Below are 17,021 nucleotides of genomic sequence, written 5' to 3'. Positions count from 1 at the left end.
TTGCGGCGACTTACCTTGCCCCACATTACGCGGTACCATGAAGGGCGGCATGGCGTTGACGACGCTTTGCTGGTTCGCCTTAGAACGAACGGTGTAGAATGGACCGACCTATCAATCTACGGTTGACGATCCAAATGCAGCCTTTTGTCGTAATTTCTCACGGTGTGACAGGGGGAAGAGGGGGGCCATGTCATCCCCCGAAGGCATCCCGAAAGGCGGAGGCCAGCTGGCGCTCCGGAACCTGCCAGAGCTCGGCAAGCTCGCTGCAGACGTCTTTTTCCCACCAGTCGCACAGCAGTTTTTTGTTGCTGTAGTTTTCGTGAATCCAGATCAGGTTTCCGATGACCTTCCGATAATACAATTCCTCTCCTTGCTTTAAGGTTTCCGGAGGAAGGTACAGCTTGAGCCGCTTGGTCGTACGGTATAATTCTTTGCTGCAGGCCCGCCGTATCCCGCGCGGGGAGGGGGGCTTGCTGCCCGGTCGTTTGGCATGGGGAGAATGCATGCTTTAACTCACTCCTTTGCTTCACCATATGTCCCGAAACGGGCGAAAGTCACTGCACCGCCCATAATTGGGCGCATTATAAGGCATGTAGAAGGCATGTCCCGGGCTGTGTTAGAATAGGCTAGTACTAGAAATCAACGCAGTAGGAAGGCGGGGGACAAGCGTGGAATTCTTTTACGAGGCTGTGGGCCGACTGTTTGAATGGATCCAGCAGCTGGGCTATTTCGGAATCATGCTCGGATTAATGGTGGAGGTCATCCCAAGCGAGATCGTACTCGCCTATGGCGGTTATCTGGTTTCCATGGGTGAGGTTCATTTTATCGGTGCCATGATTTTTGGTACCGTTGGCGGCGTGCTCGCCCAATTATTCATTTATTGGATCGGCCGTTACGGGGGCAGACCCTTTCTGGAGAAGTACGGGAAGTACATACTGATTAAGAAGAAGCATATCGACTACGCCGAGGAATGGTTCGGCAAGTATGGTACCGGCGTTATATTTACGGCTCGGTTTGTACCGGTGGTAAGACATGCGATTTCCATCCCGGCGGGCATATCCAAAATGCATGTGGGCAGGTTTACGCTGTTGACCACCCTTGCGGTTATTCCGTGGACGGCATTATTCTTATACCTCGGATTGCTTCTGGGCGACCAGTGGGAGCATATCGACGAGAAGGCAGGGCCTTACGTTCGGGAAATTCTGCTGGGCGCATTAGCCGTCATGATTCTTTATTTTTTGATAAAATGGATAAAATCAGCGAAGGCGAGGTCGAAATAACGAATGAGTATGAATATGGCAAATCATTTGGGTACGGGCATATCTCCGCAGCAATTCATGGACGGCATGCAGAAGAACCAGGATACGTTCAAGGCAGGCTACGAGCAGTTTAAATGGGAGAATGAAGAGGATAAAGCGTTTTTTGAAAGCCTCAATTTCAGGGATGATCTACGGGTCCTCATTCTGGCAGCGGATTGGTGCGGCGATGTTGCGCGCAATATCCCTGTCGTATTCCGTGCGATGGAGACCGCGGGGATTGAGACGGAAGTGCTGATTATGGAAGAGAATCTGGACGTCATGGATCAGTTCCTGACCATGGGCGCCCGTTCCATTCCGGTTGTGATCATTTCGGATACCGGGGGACATGTCCTCGGCACATGGGGACCGCGTCCGGCGCATGTTCAGAAGTTTATGATTGAGTTCAAGCAGAACAATCCGGATCGTGAAGCAACGGACTATCAGGACAACCTTGCCGTCACGCGGCAAAGCATCATTCAAGCCTACGGGGAAGGGTATGAGTTTCACGCTGCCATCATTAAGGAATTGCGTGAACTGATGTCAGGGTTTTAATCATGACACTTCATATTGAGACCTTTAATTTAGGACCGCTTCAGACGAATGCATATTTACTGACAGGGCCTGTAGAAGGCAAAGCGATCATTATCGATCCTGGCATGAACCCGGGGCCGCTCGTGAAGCGAATAGCGGATTTGGAGATTGAAGCGATCCTGCTGACCCATGCGCATTTTGACCACATGGGGGGCGTCGAGGAGATCCGCAAGCTGAAGGACTGTCCTGTTTATCTCCACACCTTGGAGAGCGAATGGCTGGCCAGTCCAAAGCTTAACGGTTCGCTGATGTGGCCTCAGGTCACCGGACCGCTGTCCACCGAGCCGGCGGAGTACGATTTGGCCGATGGACTGGAGCTGCAACTGATCGGGCATACCTTCAAGGTCTTTCATACACCGGGCCATTCGCCGGGAAGCGTGAGCTTCAAATGCGGAAATGATCTGTTTTCCGGCGATGTGCTGTTCCGTCTAGGCGTTGGGCGAACGGATCTTCCGGGCGGCCGTGAACGCGATTTGGTTGATTCCATTCAGAACACGCTGTATACGTTTGCGGATGAGGTCGTTGTGTACTCCGGCCACGGGCCTCGAACAACCATTGGCTATGAAAAGCAGCGGAATCCTTATGTTCCTGCGAGCAGGTAGGATAACATCCGACATAAATCGGGAAACTTTGTCTGGACAAATATAGACAAGATTGATACAATACGGTTAATTAAATGTTACCCATTGCGAAGCACGCAGACTGTGGAATTTATCCCGGTTTGCGTTCTTTTATTTTATGGGGAGTTTTTTTGGCATGGACGTGATTAGGGGGAAGCGCCAGTGAGAAAAGATCATCTATCGCTGCTGAACGGGAATGTTACAAGAAGCGAAGCGATTGATCGGCAACCGGAGTTCCGCCGGCGGGGCCAGACGGATATTTCATCCGTTGTCTGGGACAGGCTGGTGAAGGATGAAGGGATCGCGCAGCAGCCATGGCATCATCGGCTGCAGGGTATCAGATTGAATCAATAGGTGGACCGCTACCATGACACCCTCATTATGAAGTGAGAAACAATGATCCTCCGATTGGAGACTGCAGCCGGGTCAACCGGCTGCTTTTTTTTGTTTTTTTACGGATACCATAAGAAATTTCTGAAGCATCCGGAGGCATCTATATAAATTACATCATTTGGTACACGATAAATATAATAACCGTTTGAACGATTGGCTGCAGTTATTCGTACTACAGGCGAAGGCGAAAGAAGGTGATGATTTCAATCATGATCCCTGGCGAAGAGGATTTGATACGACAAGCGCAGTTAGGAGATGCTGCTGCCATGGCGCTGCTGTTCAAGCAGCATTACTCCTTCCTTTATAAATATTTGCTGAAAGTGACGATGGACCCGATGCTTGCCGAAGATACCGCGCAGGATACCATCGTTCGATGCATGGAGAATATGAACCGTTACAACGGGACTTCGTCCTTCTCCTCTTGGATGATTACCATTGCTACCCGTTTGTTCATCGATAATACCCGGCGAAAGAAACGGGAGAAGAAATGGCTGGAGCAGGAGGCGGTTCAGTCGGCAAGGCGGATGCGCTGGCAGATGGAGCGGCGGGGAGAAGACTGGACGGATATGCTGGATGGATTGTCCCGATTATCCGAGGATCATCGGATTGCCATCCTGCTGAAGCACTATTACGGCTACAGCTACGAGGAAATCGGAACGATGCTCGGCATTCCCGAAGGAACGGTGAAATCGCGGACCGCCTACGGCATTAAACAGCTGCGAAAGGAGATGGGTGACGATGGTCAGAGGACCTGAACATGAGGATGAAAAATGGATTGAAGAATTGAACCAGGAAATGAAGCGGGTGGATCAATTGTTTGAAGATGCGCCATCCCCATCCCTGGAAGGACTGCATGCGTTGGCCGTTCATACCTTGGAACGCAAACGGAAGCGGATGAAATACGAGTTGCTTCTCTTTCTTCTGGTTGCGCTCTTTATCGTCGGTGGGGGATTGATGGCTGCCTTGGCAGCGCCGATGATCCTGCTGTTTATTCACGGGTTCGGCATGGTCGCGGGAATTTCCGTCCTTGTATTTTCCAAGAGTCTGAGATCTGCCGGAAAGAAGGGAATCCGATGAATGAAGTGAACGAGAGCCCGCTGGTAGTGATCGTCCTTGCCGTTGTGCTGGTGCTGATCCAAGGGACATGGCTTTTCCTGGATGCAAGGAAGCGGGGGCTTGGCAAGATGGCTTGGTTCTGGGGGATATGGGGGTCTACGACGATGCCGTTGCCGCTGCTCTTTTACTGGATATTCGTCATTCGTAAAGACGGCAGCGAGTCTTAAGCTTCTTCATTAAATATGGAACATGGGGGATTGTTATGGATATTAACTGGGGATTGATCTGGCCGATTCTTGCACTGCAAGCGATTCTTGCGGTCACGGGTCTTATATCTTTGTTTCGGGCAGAGCCGGCAAACATACGTGGGCCGAGATGGATGTGGGTGTTGATTATATTGCTGGGTAACATTCTTGGCAGCATTGCTTATTTTATTGCGGGGAGGCGAGAGGCTTGACGGAGAAACTTCTTAGCATTCATGAACTGACCAAAAGCATCGGAAGCATCATGCCGGTTAAAGGCATCTCGTTTGAATTGAAGCGCGGAGGCTGTACGGCACTGCTGGGACCGAACGGCGCAGGGAAGACGACAACGCTGCGAATGCTGGCAGGATTGATTCCTCCGACCCGGGGCGAGATCCGATATGGATCGGGAGATGGCCATACGGACAGTTGGCGTCACCGGATTGGTTACTTGCCGCAGTATCCGAAGTTTTATAGCTGGATGTCAGGTATGGAATATTTGTCGTTTAGCGCCAAGCTGTCGGGATTATCCGGAAAAGAGGCCCTTCGGCGAAGTCGGGAAGTGATCGAGATGGTGGGCCTGCAGCAGGCTGCCAAACGCCGGATATCCGGTTATTCCGGCGGAATGAAGCAGCGGCTTGGCATCGCACAGGCGCTTGTGCACGAGCCGGAGCTGATCATGCTGGACGAGCCGGTATCGGCGCTGGACCCAATCGGACGCCGGGAGGTTATGGACCTGCTCGACCGCCTGCGGGGGGAAGTCACCGTTCTGTTCTCGACCCATGTGCTTCATGATGCGGAAGAAATTTGCGATGACATGATACTGATGGTAGACGGGGAGATTGCGGAGAAGGGCGCGCTTAGCGAACTACGCACGAAATACCGCCAGCCGGTCTTATCGATTGATGTTGAACCGGGGGAGCGGGAAGTTGCTTGGCTCGACAGTCTCGCGAACCGTCCTTATGTGCAAGAGATCGAGCTCGGCAAACGCGGCGCCAAGCTGATGGTGACGGATATGGAGGTGGCGCGTGCCGCTTTAATCCAAGAGCTTGCCGACGGCGGAATCGAGCTGCTTCGTTTTGAAGCCGGCACGTCTACGCTCGAGGATATGTTTATGAAGGTGGTGGGCTCATGAAGCCGTTCTGGATCTATTATCAAAAAGAGATGCTTGAGTCCGGCCGGACCTATAAATGGATTTGGGTCCCCGCCGTTTTTCTGCTGCTTGGCATTATGCAGCCGGTATCGACCTATTATTTGCCGGAAATCCTGACCATGGCCGGAGAAGTGCCGCCGGAAGCAGCGGCGTTATTTACCGTCCCGTCCGCCGAGAGCGTGATGGCGTCAGCCTTAAGCCAGTTCAGCGTCATCGGCCTGCTGGTGCTTGTGCTTGCGGGGATGAACACGGTAGCTGGGGAAAGGGCCACCGGCACGGCTGAGCTTGTTCTTGCCCGCTCGGTATCCACGATTCCCATGATGGCTGCCAAATGGGCCGCCATGATGACTTTGATAGCCGCATCCTTTGCGCTTGGGCTTGGCGGCGCAGCGTATTATACGCATCTGCTCATCGGTCCCTTGGAATGGGGAGCGGTGGCCAGCGGCGGGGGATTGTATGTCGTATGGCTGGCTTGGATCGTAACGCTTGCCTTGCCGCTCGGCGCCGTCCTCCGCGGCCCTGCTGCTGCTTTCATCAGCTTGGCGGTGGCCGGCGCGCTTTCGCTCTTGTCCGGTTTGCTGCCCTCCCGCCTTCAATGGAACCCGGGCCGATTAAGCAGCATGGCCGCGGAGCGGATTGTCGGCGAAGTGAGCAGCGTCTGGTCTCCGATCATCGTGGCGATACTGCTCATGGTGCTGTCGATTATCGTTGCCGCGAGGCTGCTCAGACGGAGCCCATTGTCCCCGCAATCCTAGTTTCCATGGGAGATTCAGGTTTTATCTGAATCACATGGACATCTCTATCTTTTTTTAGTAGACTATGAAGATAAGAAAATGGCAATCGACTTACTTTTCGGAAGACAGACCGCATATAGCGGAAGTTTTCTTGGGAAATAAGGATGATTAGCTGTAGAAGTTTATACTTTCTTATCGCTTGAAAAAGGATAGACAACTCAGGAGGTAGACGATGCTGCGTTTAGGGGAAAAGATCACAATCGTTGCGGATGCCTTTGAGCAGAATCTTCCAATCGGTCAATACGGTTATATCATCGCGTATGACCGAAATCCGGACAATGCGTTCGATTACGTCATTCGGATTCCGAGCCTCAACCGTAATTTTTTTGTTCCGGCGGATGATGTAGAGCTGGAATCAATCGTGTTGAAACAGGAAGCCGAGCGGGTCGAGCGGGAAGCGCTCATCGATTTCGCCCTGTCGACATATAATGAGAAGCTGTTTCGTCAAGTGATGAACGGCGAGTTGGAAAGTGTTGAAGAGGAAGAGGAAACCAAGGAAGCAATGTCCCAGGCGGACTTCATCAAACAGGTGAATCTTCGCGCTTGGATCTAGAAGAGTCGGCTGAGGCCGACTCTTTTTTGAAGTGACGGGCAAGCAGTTCCAGAAAGCTCCACGCTTCAAGCCATTGGATTGAATCTTCCATGCTTCTACAATATAATGAGAAAAGTTATCGAGACAGACTTTACCCCTTTAACTGGATAGGGGCATGAAGGAGGACACAAAGCCATGAGCATTACCGATAAGGATGTTCAGCATGTAGCAAAGCTGGCCCGATTAAATTTGACGCCTGAAGAAGAGCAGATGTTTACCGGCCAACTGAATGCGATTTTACAATATGCCGAGAAATTAAACGAATTGGATACAGACGGCGTTGAGCCGACTACGCACGTGCTGCACCTCAGCAATGTCATGCGGGAAGACGAAGTGCGCGAGAGCCTGCCGATCGAGAAAGTGCTGCTCAACGCACCGGATGAAGAAGACGATCAAATTAAAGTACCTGCTGTTTTGGAATAGCCTGGAGGGAGGATACACACTTGAGTCTGTTTGATTACAAGTTATCGGAGATACATAATAAGCTGCAGAATAAGGAGCTTTCCGTAACCGATCTGGTCGACCAAGCGTTTACCCGTATTTCCGAACGTGAGGATCGGGTAAAGGCATTTATTACGCTGGACGAGGAAGGCGCGCGTACATCGGCCAAGGCTTTGGACGACAAGCTGGCTGCTGGGGAGACGCGCGGACTGTTGTTCGGACTTCCTGTCGGAATTAAGGACAATATCGTAACGGAAGGGCTTCGCACCACATGTGCAAGTCAGTTTCTGTCTAATTTCACGCCGGTTTACGATGCGACGGTTGTCGGTAAATTGCGCGCGGCGGACACCGTAACGATCGGCAAGCTGAACATGGATGAATTTGCAATGGGAGGCTCCAATGAGAACTCCAGCTTTTATCCCGTACGCAACCCATGGGACTTGGACCGTGTACCAGGCGGATCGAGCGGCGGCTCGGCTGCGGCCGTAGCTGCCGGCGAAGCTTACTTCGCGCTGGGCTCGGATACCGGCGGCTCCATTCGGCAGCCGGCTTCTTACTGCGGCGTCGTGGGACTTAAGCCGACCTACGGACTCGTATCCCGGTTTGGCCTTGTCGCCTTCGCTTCATCGCTGGATCAGATCGGGCCTTTGACGAAAAACGTAGAAGATTCTGCCTATGTTCTTCAAGCCATCGCCGGTTATGACCCGATGGATTCGACATCCGCCAAAGTGGACGTGCCCGACTATCTGAGCGCGTTGTCCGGAGACGTTGCCGGTCTGCGCATCGCCGTGCCTAAAGAATATTTGGGCGAGGGCGTTGATGCCGAAGTGAAGGAAACCGTCCTGAACGCGCTGAAGGTGCTTGAATCGCTGGGCGCTACCTGGGACGAAGTTTCCCTCCCGCATACCGATTATGCGGTCGCTACGTATTATCTGCTTGCTTCTTCGGAGGCTTCCTCGAATCTGGCCCGCTTTGACGGCGTGCGTTACGGCGTTCGTTCCGACAATGCAGGCAGCCTGATCGACCTGTATCACGAATCCCGCAGCCAAGGCTTCGGGGATGAGGTGAAACGCCGCATCATGCTGGGGACTTACGCGCTCAGCTCGGGCTATTACGATGCCTATTATTTGAAGGCGCAGAAAGCCCGCACCCTCATCAAGCAGGACTTCGATAAAGTATTCGAGCAATATGATGTCATCATCGGACCTACGGCTCCGACTACGGCTTTCAAGCTGGGGACGCAAGTCGATGATCCACTGACGATGTATTTGAACGATATCCTGACGATTCCTGTCAGCCTGGCGGGAGTGCCGGCAGTAAGCGTCCCTTGCGGATTCGCGGACGGACTGCCCGTAGGAATGCAAATTATCGGGAAAGCTTTTGATGAGTCGACCGTGCTGCGCGTCGCGCATGCCTACGAGCAAAATACAGATCATCATAAACGGCGCCCTGAACTGTAAACCGGCGGCAGAGAAGGAGGGAAACAATCGATGTCTACATCTAAATATGAAACGGTTATCGGATTGGAAGTTCACGTAGAGCTGCATACCCATTCCAAAATTTTTTGCGGCTGCTCCACTGCGTTCGGAGCTCCGCCGAACACGCATACATGTCCCATCTGCCTTGGCCATCCCGGCGTACTGCCCGTATTGAACCGCCAGGCTGTGGAATATGCCATAAAGGCTGCCATGGCGCTGAACTGCACCATCGGCGATGTCAGCAAATTCGACCGCAAGAACTATTTCTACCCGGATTCCCCGAAAGCATACCAGATTTCACAGTACGATCAGCCGATCGGCGAAAACGGCTGGATCGATATTGAGGTGGACGGGAAGACGAAGCGGATCGGCATTACCCGCCTGCACCTGGAGGAAGATGCCGGCAAGCTCACGCATGTCGACGGAGGTTATGCATCGCTGGTCGACTTTAACCGGGTCGGAACGCCGCTCGTTGAGATCGTGTCCGAACCGGAGATCTCAACGCCAGAGGAAGCCAAGGCTTACTTGGAGAAAATGCGCGCGATTATGCAGTATTGCGACGTATCCGACGTGAAGATGGAAGAGGGCTCGCTTCGCTGCGACGCCAACATCAGCCTTCGTCCATGGGGACAGAAGGAATTCGGAACGAAAGCCGAGCTGAAGAACATGAACTCCTTCCGCGGCGTGCAGCGCGGATTGGAATATGAGCAGTTCCGTCAAGCGGAAATCCTTGATGAAGGCGGCGTGATCGTACAGGAAACGCGGCGCTGGGACGAAGCCCAGGCGAAGACCTTCTCCATGCGAGGCAAGGAGCAGGCGCACGACTACCGCTATTTCCCGGACCCGGATCTGGTATCGGTGCATATCAGCGAAGAGTGGAAAGAGGCGGTTCGCGCGACGATCCCCGAGCTTCCGGATGCTCGCAAGGCCCGCTATGCTTCCGAGTACGGCTTGCCGGACTATGATGCTGCGGTCATTACGTCATCCAAGCTGCTCGCCGACTTTTTTGAGGACAGCTTGAGCTACACGAAGGATGCCAAATCCGTATCCAACTGGATCATGGGCGATCTGCTGGGTTATTTGAACTCGAACAATCTGGAACTGTCTGAAGTGAAGATTACGGGCCAAGGCTTGGGCGAGATGATCGGCTTGATCGAGAAGGGGACCATCAGCAGCAAAATCGCGAAAACCGTCTTTAAGGAGATGCTGGAAAGCGGCAAGCTGCCTGCGCAAATCGTTGAGGAAAAGGGACTTGTCCAAATCAGCGATGAAGGTGCGATCAAAGGCATCGTCGAGCAGGTGGTCGCGAACAATCCGCAATCCGTGGAGGATTACAAGGCAGGCAAACAGAAGGCGATCGGCTTCCTGGTTGGTCAAGTGATGAAAGAGAGCAAAGGGAAAGCCAACCCGGCCCTCGCCAACAAACTGCTGGTTGAGGTGCTGAACGGATAATTAAACGATCCGGGGGTTTCCTCGAATCATGTTTTTAGAAGATGTGGAGCTTGTCCCGAAATCGGGGCAAGTTCCTTTTTAAGATATCAGAAAGTATGAACTTCGGAGAGGCTGCTGCCTGATATCGCCAGAAAAGATACCGTTAAACGCGGCCTGTCTTCTTTGAGAGAACGCCGATGACTTTTTTCTTACAATAACTCGGTTAGGGGATGAACGGATGATTAAGGAACTATCCTTGGAGGATCGGGATACCGTACAGCAGATATGGAGCCTGCAGCACATGGCGTACCCTTTGGAAGCCGAATTGATCGGATTCTCCGAAATTCCTCCGCTGCTGGACACCTTTGAGACGATCCGTGCGAGCGGGGAAACCTTTTTTGGTTATATAAATGAAGAAGGGGATCTTATCGGAGCCATAGCGGTAGAGCCCGAAGAGGATCAGGTTACCATATCGCGGATGATGGTCCATCCCGGTCATTTTCGCAAGGGTATCGCGGGGAGTTTAATTCGCCACGTGTTGGAATCTTATAAGGAGGCGCCCATGTTCGTGGTCTCGACAGGGACTCGTAATACACCTGCGGTAACCTTGTACGAGAAATTCGGGTTTGTTAAAAATCACGCTTTTGAGGTAGCTCCGGGTGTGGAATTGACCGAGTTCCATCTTCATATACAATGAATGATCAAGCATAAGCGATTGAAGCAGATGTGAGGGGAGTATCGTTCTTTTGAATAATCCTTGGGTGATAGATAATGTATCCATTTTATTAAGATTGCTGCTGGCTATGCTGCTTGGCGGCTTGATCGGTTTCGAACGGGAACGTTCCAACCATGCTGCAGGACTGCGCACGCATATATTGGTATGTTTGGGTTCTACGCTTATTATGCTGTTATCCATTTACGGCTTCTCCGACTTTGTAGACGAGATTAACGTTCGGATTGATCCAGCGCGCTTGGCAACGGCCGTCATTACAGGGATCGGTTTCTTGGGTGCCGGTACCATTCTGTTTACAGGTAAATCCATTACCGGACTAACCACTGCTGCATCCATCTGGGTTGTGGGGGCCGTGGGGTTAGCGATTGGTGCCGGCTTTTATTTTGCCTCGATCGTATCGACGGTGCTGATTCTTCTTAATCTGGTTGTCTTCAATAAGCTGGAGCAGCGTTACATCCGCGGCAGCAAACTGCATCTGATTACTGTCCATGCAGCGAATACGCCGAATATTTTGGATGACATATCCGCTGTTCTGGAGGAACAGGAATTCGTGATCAAGAAGCTTATCGTTAACGAACGAAGCAGTGCGGCATACGGGGAGCTGCAGCCTGCGGTATTAGGCCTCGAAATCTCGCTGCAGGTTTTGACCGATCGCAAATTCGAACCGATGGAGATCACCCGGCAGTTGCGGGGAATCGGCCACGTAACGATGGTAACGGCTGAGTAACCGGTTTCCATCATCATAACCAAACGGCATCTGCTGAATTACCGGCAGGGCCGTTTTTTTGTAGGCTTATCAGCTTCTCCTGAACGGCCTATCCAGTTTTTTGCCAGTTACTTCGGCTTCGCATTGGGGTACTATCAAAGAAAAACATCGGTAAACAACGCCAGTCCCTTGATGTTTGGAAGGAGGCGAGAAGGTTATGAATCCAACCACCGAAATGCAAACCGCAGTCCGCAAGAAAAAAAGGCGCTCGATTCGGATGAAGCGGCATCCTGGACTTCAGCGAAAAAGACGGAAACTCTACGCGCTTTTATTAGCCGCTCTCATTCCAGGTTTGGGTCATCTGTACCTCGGCATGTACCGTAAGGGAATCACGTTCATCATGCTGCTGCTGCTGGATATATCGGCGCTTCTATATTTCTCTTCCATCGGCATGCAGATCAACGTTCCGCTGCTTGTCGTGCTGGGGCTTCTGATTCCGGTCGGTTATTTCTATAACGTGTATGACGTGCTGCAGGCAGCCGAATATATTATTTCCCGAAAAAGACGCGGCGAGGCAGCCGCTGCTTCCGGAGGTGACGGAAGAGGGAACGGGGCGAATCATCTGTTCCGCGGCGAACGGGGAATCGCCTTTGGCTTGATGCTGGTTGTTACCGGGTCCCTGCTCATTTTGTTTCACCAGAAGCCGCCTTGGCTGCAGCAGGGGATTCGCGACTACGGTGCGGAGGCCTCCGCCGTCGTGCTCATCGTTATCGGGATTTGGGCCGGGATCCGGGAAGCTCTCAGGCATCATAAAGACAAGAGAGAATCCCTATAGTACACGTACAGCGGCACATGGGTGAAAGCCGCGTAATCAGACGAGGGGAGGAGACGGATGAAACATAAAATCAGAGTTGGGCGATATACGGCCGCCTTGCTGCTTGTCAGTACGGGCGCTTTGCTGCTGCTTGACGAGTGGAGAGGGACGGATTATATATTCATGCTCCAGCGTTGGTGGCCGCTGCTGTTTATCCTGCTCGGCGTTGAATATATAGTCAGGTATACGCTGTCCCGCGCCCTGGGCCGGCGCAGGGAATTTCGGTTTCGGCCGGATATTCGGGGAATTCTGCTGGCAGTCGCCGTTACGGCGTCCGTATTCGTGATTTCCCAGCAGGAGCATTTCCTTCATCTCTGGAACCGGGTGAGCCTGAATTTGACGGCAGCGGGCGTGGATTACAGCGAAGCGGAAGATAACCGGTTCCAGAAGCCGGCACTGGATATACCGGTGGAGCTCGACACCGAGAAGATCATCGTCGATCACTTGAACGGAGATATCTCCATCACGCGACAGGATGTCGACGATATCCGGGTCAAAGCGGTAGTGTGGGTCGACCGAGAGCAGCCCGGTGTAGCGGAGGCGATCGCCGAGCAGTCGACGATCGAGGTCGGGGAAGGCAAGACGATCACGATTCGGTCCAAGGGAAAAGCCTATGGAGAATCGGGTAAACGGCAGCCCCGAATGAATTTGAATATCGAGGTCCCGGATGATCGCCGGTTCAATTTTGAGATACGGACGATGAACGGAGCGATTACCTTAAACCGCGTGGAGGCGATTGAGAATATTTTGCTGGAGAGCGGGAATGGGCCCATCACGATGGATCGGGTCTACGGGAATGTCACAGGCAAAACGCTGAACGGCGAAATAACCGCGCGCGGCGTTATCGGTAATATTAAAATGTCCACCAACCGCGGGAATATGCTGGCCGTCGACATCACGGGCGAGACCGACTTGACCACGCAAGTAGGAAACATGACGGTAAAACGAACGACGGATCATATCCGGGTCCAGACGAGGAACGGCAATATTCTGATCAGCGGCGCGGAGTCGCAATTAAGCGCCGAGTCCCTTAATGGCGGAGTAGCCATTCGTTCCCCTCGGATCGGAGGCGATTGGAATGTATATAGCGCGGTTGGAGAGATGAATCTTCACGTTCCTCTAGAGGGCGATTACAAGCTTGAAGGGACGATTAGTTATGGAAGAATTCTGACCACGCTGCCTAATCTTAAGATCGAGCAGAAAACCATTTCCGGGGAATCCGGCACCGGCGAGCATTCCATTCGGATTGAAGGTAACAGTAACCTGAACATTTACCGGAGCTACCCGGAACAGGAGGAAGGCCGGAACAGCGGGGGCTGGACGCCTCTGCCGGATTGACAACAATCCAAGAAACGCCGTACAATAAAGCGTAAGAGCGATCTAAGCTTTGTAAAAACCAGTTAACCTTGAAGGCGGTGGGCAACCATGGGAACGTCCGTACAGCATGCGCTGGAACAACTGAAAACGACCGGTGTCCGTATCACGCCGCAACGTCATGCGATTTTAACGTATCTGGTGGAATCTATGGGCCATCCGACAGCGGATGAAATTTATCGGGCTCTGGAACCTAATTTTCCTAGTATGAGCGTAGCCACAGTATATAACAATTTAAAAATGTTTATTGAAGCCGGCATGGTGCGTGAGCTGACGTACGGAGACAATTCGAGTCGTTTTGACGCCAACGTCTCCGACCATCATCATGTCATCTGTCAAAGTTGCGGCAAAATCGAAGATTTCAGCTATCCGTCCCTCGAAGATGTGGGAGTGCAGGCTGAGAAAAGCACCGGATTTGAAGTAAAAGGACTGAGAATGGAGCTGTATGGGCTCTGCAAGTCCTGTCAATAGACGCCGGTTGTTATAGATGATGAACGTGCGGAATGAACCATTCCACACGTTTTTATTTTTAAGGGCTTATTTTTTCGCGATGGCATTGGGTGCGAAAGTGAAATGGGGGAGCAGTTTGGCAAGAAGAAGATATCGGGGAAAAAAGAGGCGTACAAACAGAAGCTCTTTTTATCTGGGGCTGATGCTGATTGCGGCGGGGGTTTGGTGGGTTGTCACCACGTTGTTTCCGAACCAGACCTATACCGTACCGGACTGGCGCGGAATGGACAAGCCGATTTTCGTTCAGGGCGAATTGAAGGAGCATCCTGCTCTGGGGTCTGGCGAAGAGCTGCTGCTGCCGATCACGGTGATTCAGGAGAGCGTGGATGCCAACATCCGTTACGAGCAGGAAACGGAATCCATTATTATCACGACTTCCGAATCGGTTTTTCGCATGAAGATGGATAGCACGAAGGGGGAACTGAACGGCAAAACGGTGACCCTGCCGTATGCGCCTGAACTGGTTAACGGCATTGCTTATGTTCCGCTGAAGCCGCTCAAACAGCATTATGGCGTGGCCGTTCACGAAGACTCGGTAACAGGCGCGATCATTTTGATGCGCGCCGGGGATGCGATTCAGCTTGCGAAGGCGGCTCCCGGTAAACCTGAGGACACCGTGGCTCTGCGCGAGAGCGGGGAGAAGAAGTCCCCGATTGTACTGGACATGCCGGCCGGTGAGCGGATTCGGGTATGGCGCGAAGAGGAGGGATGGTTATTCGTTCAGGCGGATAACGGGTATACCGGATATGTTCTTAAAGAGCAGATCGAGCTTGGGGAACTGAAGGAAATTCCGGCTCTGAAGCAGACCCCTTCGCGGGCTGAGCTGGAATGGAAGGACAAGTCGGTCAACCTGGTATGGGAAGCCGTTTACACCAAGAATCCAAGCACGGATAGCATTGGCGAACTGCCCGGTGTCAACGTGGTCAGTCCGACCTGGTTCAGCATCGTGGACGGAGAAGGAACAGTCAAGTCCAAAGCGGTTAAGCATTATGTGAGTTGGGCGCATAACAGGAACAAGGAAGTTTGGGGTCTTATGGACAACAGCTTTGACCCTGACCTGACAACTGAAGCGCTGTCTACGTTCGATAGAAGATCCCATATCATTGAACAGATGCTGGCTTATGCCAAGCAATACAATCTCGACGGTATCAATATCGACTTTGAAAATGTCTACACCAAGGATAAAGATCATGTCGTACAATTCGTGCGGGAAATGAAGCCGCTGGCCAAAGCCAGAGGTTTGGTTGTGTCCATCGATGTTACGCCCAAATCGAACAGCGAGATGTGGTCGCTCTTTCTCGACCGGAAACGACTCGGCGAAACCGTTGATTACATGATGGTGATGGCCTACGACGAGCACTGGGCCACCAGTCCGAAAGCTGGATCGGTCTCCTCACTGCCATGGGCTGAGCAGTCGGTAAGGCGAATCATGGAAGAGGATGCAGTACCGCCATCCAAGCTGGTGTTGGGCGTACCGTTATATACAAGGGTCTGGACGGAAACGAGCGAAGCGGGAGAGACGAAGGTGTCCTCCAAAGCGATTGGTATGGAGAAGCTGCAGGCCCTGCTGAAGGAGCAGAAGGTGAAAGGCTCGCTGGATGCCGGGACCGGACAGAATTATGTCCAATTCACGGAGGGAGAGTCCATTAAGAAGATATGGATGGAAGACGGCACTTCATTGCAATCCCGGGTCAAAATGGCCAAAAAGCTGGAGCTTGGCGGCATTGCTTCCTGGAATCGAAGCTTTGCCGTCCCGGAAACCTGGCATGTTCTTAAGACGATACACGATTAGGGATCCATGAACTTATCATTCTCATCCTAAACACAAAGAACCCGGTTATCGCGAGGATAACCGGGTTCTTTGTGTTTATTCGTCTTAAGCGTTGCGAATCCTACATAATAAGCAGGTTCTGCAAATCCTTGTTAGGATTTGGTCTGCTGGGCTTCAAGCTCTTCTGCTGTGATGTTGGCTTGGCTTGGATCCAGCGTCAAAATCGTATGACAGAACATGCAGCGGTCGGTTTTGCCCAGCATTTTGGTCAGTTTATTGCACTCCGGGCACTGGATTTGGACGGCGCTCGTGGACAGCATGCCTGCCCAAAAGTAAATGCCGAGACTTCCCAGCATCATAATCAGGCCAAACACCAATCCGATACCGGCAAATATTTTGCCTGCTTGTCCAAAGAATACGATACCGGCTGTGCCAAGCACCATAAGGCCCATGCCGAGCATTGTCAGCAGCAATCCCCATGTGCGGAAGGCGTTGATTTTTGCATTCTTAAAGATCATGCTCGAAAACTCCTGTCCATTCAAATAGTTGTTTATGGAATAAGGCGAAACAAGAAATGAAATCTTGAATTCCGTTTGTCATCTTATAAGATCTTATCTCCTAAAAGAAGGAACTTACATGGACATGTAGAATTACATTATAACTGAAATGGCTGAAATTCGCCAAGGAATGTATGGAGGGAAACGTGGAATTAACCAACTTTTCTTTTTATTATGGAAATACGGTTGATGAGGAAGCTGTAGGAGCGATAGCATACCGTAATTCGGACAAAATGCAGCGAGGATCACTAGTTCACGATTTTGAGGTCAATATTGTTGTCGTGTATGACGGAACGCCTGATGAGCCTCCCATCCAGCATTCTATCGTAGGCGGGGAACGCTGTCAGGTGTTAAGCATCGGCTTGGACGAATTGCATCGGGAACTCCTGAGGGGCACGCACAAAGTA

General features: G+C 52.0%; 23 protein-coding genes (1 of these 23 cut by a window edge). 21 read left to right on the top strand and 2 right to left on the bottom strand.

Annotated features, from left to right (window positions below; translation table 11 throughout):
- Nucleotides 1-190: 190 nt before the first annotated feature.
- Nucleotides 191-505 carry a hypothetical protein gene (locus MHI43_RS28040; RefSeq protein ID WP_015737466.1) on the bottom strand — a complete coding sequence of 105 codons (315 nt, stop codon included), beginning with the start codon at nt 503-505 and terminating at the stop codon, nt 191-193.
- Between the two features lie 163 nt (nt 506-668).
- On the opposite strand from MHI43_RS28040, the gene MHI43_RS28035 reads away from it, so the two are divergent.
- The 20 genes from MHI43_RS28035 to MHI43_RS27940 all read left to right on the top strand — a co-directional run bounded on the left by MHI43_RS28035 (nt 669) and on the right by MHI43_RS27940 (nt 16,078).
- Nucleotides 669-1,280, top strand: a complete 612-nt coding sequence (locus MHI43_RS28035; RefSeq protein WP_009594089.1) for a DedA family protein — start codon at nt 669-671, stop codon at nt 1,278-1,280.
- Nucleotides 1,281-1,283: 3 nt separating this feature from the next.
- On the top strand, nt 1,284-1,850 hold the full coding sequence (locus MHI43_RS28030) for a thioredoxin family protein (protein ID WP_015737465.1): 567 nt from the start codon (nt 1,284-1,286) through the stop codon (nt 1,848-1,850).
- Between the two features lie 2 nt (nt 1,851-1,852).
- Nucleotides 1,853-2,491, top strand: a complete 639-nt coding sequence (locus tag MHI43_RS28025; RefSeq protein ID WP_015737464.1) for an MBL fold metallo-hydrolase — start codon at nt 1,853-1,855, stop codon at nt 2,489-2,491.
- Nucleotides 2,492-2,671: 180 nt separating this feature from the next.
- Nucleotides 2,672-2,863, top strand: coding sequence for a hypothetical protein (locus tag MHI43_RS28020; protein WP_015737463.1), 192 nt, complete (start codon nt 2,672-2,674; stop codon nt 2,861-2,863).
- 248 nt (nt 2,864-3,111) lie between these two features.
- Complete coding sequence (gene sigY / locus MHI43_RS28015; RefSeq protein ID WP_175320796.1) at nt 3,112-3,657, top strand: RNA polymerase sigma factor SigY; 546 nt, start codon at nt 3,112-3,114, stop codon at nt 3,655-3,657.
- Entirely contained in the window at nt 3,641-3,979 is a 339-nt protein-coding gene (locus MHI43_RS28010; RefSeq protein ID WP_015737461.1) for a YxlC family protein, read from the top strand. The genes sigY and MHI43_RS28010 overlap by 17 nt, the downstream gene beginning before the upstream one ends.
- Nucleotides 3,976-4,185: a hypothetical protein gene (locus MHI43_RS28005; protein WP_009594077.1), complete on the top strand. Its 210-nt coding sequence runs from the start codon at nt 3,976-3,978 to the stop codon at nt 4,183-4,185. The genes MHI43_RS28010 and MHI43_RS28005 overlap by 4 nt, the downstream gene beginning before the upstream one ends.
- Before the next feature lie 35 nt (nt 4,186-4,220).
- Nucleotides 4,221-4,415, top strand: coding sequence for a PLDc N-terminal domain-containing protein (locus MHI43_RS28000; RefSeq protein ID WP_015737460.1), 195 nt, complete (start codon nt 4,221-4,223; stop codon nt 4,413-4,415).
- Nucleotides 4,412-5,335, top strand: a complete 924-nt coding sequence (locus MHI43_RS27995; RefSeq protein WP_015737459.1) for an ABC transporter ATP-binding protein — start codon at nt 4,412-4,414, stop codon at nt 5,333-5,335. Before MHI43_RS28000 ends, MHI43_RS27995 begins: the two co-directional genes overlap by 4 nt.
- Nucleotides 5,332-6,108: a hypothetical protein gene (locus MHI43_RS27990; protein ID WP_015737458.1), complete on the top strand. Its 777-nt coding sequence runs from the start codon at nt 5,332-5,334 to the stop codon at nt 6,106-6,108. Before MHI43_RS27995 ends, MHI43_RS27990 begins: the two co-directional genes overlap by 4 nt.
- A gap of 211 nt (nt 6,109-6,319) precedes the next feature.
- On the top strand, nt 6,320-6,700 hold the full coding sequence (locus tag MHI43_RS27985; RefSeq protein WP_009594088.1) for a hypothetical protein: 381 nt from the start codon (nt 6,320-6,322) through the stop codon (nt 6,698-6,700).
- Nucleotides 6,701-6,874: 174 nt separating this feature from the next.
- Entirely contained in the window at nt 6,875-7,162 is a 288-nt protein-coding gene (gene gatC / locus MHI43_RS27980) for an Asp-tRNA(Asn)/Glu-tRNA(Gln) amidotransferase subunit GatC (protein ID WP_009594109.1), read from the top strand.
- 20 nt (nt 7,163-7,182) lie between these two features.
- Nucleotides 7,183-8,640, top strand: a complete 1,458-nt coding sequence (gene gatA, locus MHI43_RS27975; RefSeq protein ID WP_009594131.1) for an Asp-tRNA(Asn)/Glu-tRNA(Gln) amidotransferase subunit GatA — start codon at nt 7,183-7,185, stop codon at nt 8,638-8,640.
- A 30-nt stretch (nt 8,641-8,670) separates the two neighbouring features.
- Nucleotides 8,671-10,110 carry an Asp-tRNA(Asn)/Glu-tRNA(Gln) amidotransferase subunit GatB gene (gatB, locus tag MHI43_RS27970; RefSeq protein WP_015737457.1) on the top strand — a complete coding sequence of 480 codons (1,440 nt, stop codon included), beginning with the start codon at nt 8,671-8,673 and terminating at the stop codon, nt 10,108-10,110.
- A gap of 217 nt (nt 10,111-10,327) precedes the next feature.
- A complete protein-coding gene (locus tag MHI43_RS27965) occupies nt 10,328-10,786 on the top strand; it encodes a GNAT family N-acetyltransferase (RefSeq protein ID WP_015737456.1) in 459 nt (152 codons plus the stop codon).
- A gap of 49 nt (nt 10,787-10,835) precedes the next feature.
- Nucleotides 10,836-11,549, top strand: coding sequence for an MgtC/SapB family protein (locus tag MHI43_RS27960; RefSeq protein ID WP_015737455.1), 714 nt, complete (start codon nt 10,836-10,838; stop codon nt 11,547-11,549).
- Between the two features lie 196 nt (nt 11,550-11,745).
- Complete coding sequence (locus MHI43_RS27955) at nt 11,746-12,363, top strand: hypothetical protein (RefSeq protein ID WP_015737454.1); 618 nt, start codon at nt 11,746-11,748, stop codon at nt 12,361-12,363.
- Between the two features lie 57 nt (nt 12,364-12,420).
- A complete protein-coding gene (locus tag MHI43_RS27950; protein WP_036663886.1) occupies nt 12,421-13,740 on the top strand; it encodes a DUF4097 family beta strand repeat-containing protein in 1,320 nt (439 codons plus the stop codon).
- 87 nt (nt 13,741-13,827) lie between these two features.
- On the top strand, nt 13,828-14,247 hold the full coding sequence (locus MHI43_RS27945; protein ID WP_015737452.1) for a Fur family transcriptional regulator: 420 nt from the start codon (nt 13,828-13,830) through the stop codon (nt 14,245-14,247).
- Between the two features lie 115 nt (nt 14,248-14,362).
- Nucleotides 14,363-16,078, top strand: a complete 1,716-nt coding sequence (locus MHI43_RS27940; RefSeq protein ID WP_036663887.1) for a glycosyl hydrolase family 18 protein — start codon at nt 14,363-14,365, stop codon at nt 16,076-16,078.
- Between the two features lie 131 nt (nt 16,079-16,209).
- Here the strand turns inward: MHI43_RS27940 and MHI43_RS27935 are convergent, their stop codons facing one another.
- On the bottom strand, nt 16,210-16,575 hold the full coding sequence (locus tag MHI43_RS27935; protein WP_006212663.1) for a YgzB family protein: 366 nt from the start codon (nt 16,573-16,575) through the stop codon (nt 16,210-16,212).
- A gap of 185 nt (nt 16,576-16,760) precedes the next feature.
- Between MHI43_RS27935 and MHI43_RS27930 the strand changes: the two genes are divergently transcribed.
- On the top strand, nt 16,761-17,021 hold the beginning of the coding sequence (locus tag MHI43_RS27930; protein WP_015737450.1) for a nucleotidyltransferase-like protein. Its footprint extends 621 nt past the window's final position; only the first 261 of its 882 coding nucleotides appear in the window; its start codon is at nt 16,761-16,763; the stop codon falls past the right edge of the window.

The sequence above is a fragment of the Paenibacillus sp. FSL H8-0457 genome (genome assembly GCF_038051935.1).
GTDB lineage: Bacteria > Bacillota > Bacilli > Paenibacillales > Paenibacillaceae > Paenibacillus_AQ > Paenibacillus_AQ lautus_A.
This window is presented reverse-complemented; position numbering and strand designations above follow the sequence as displayed.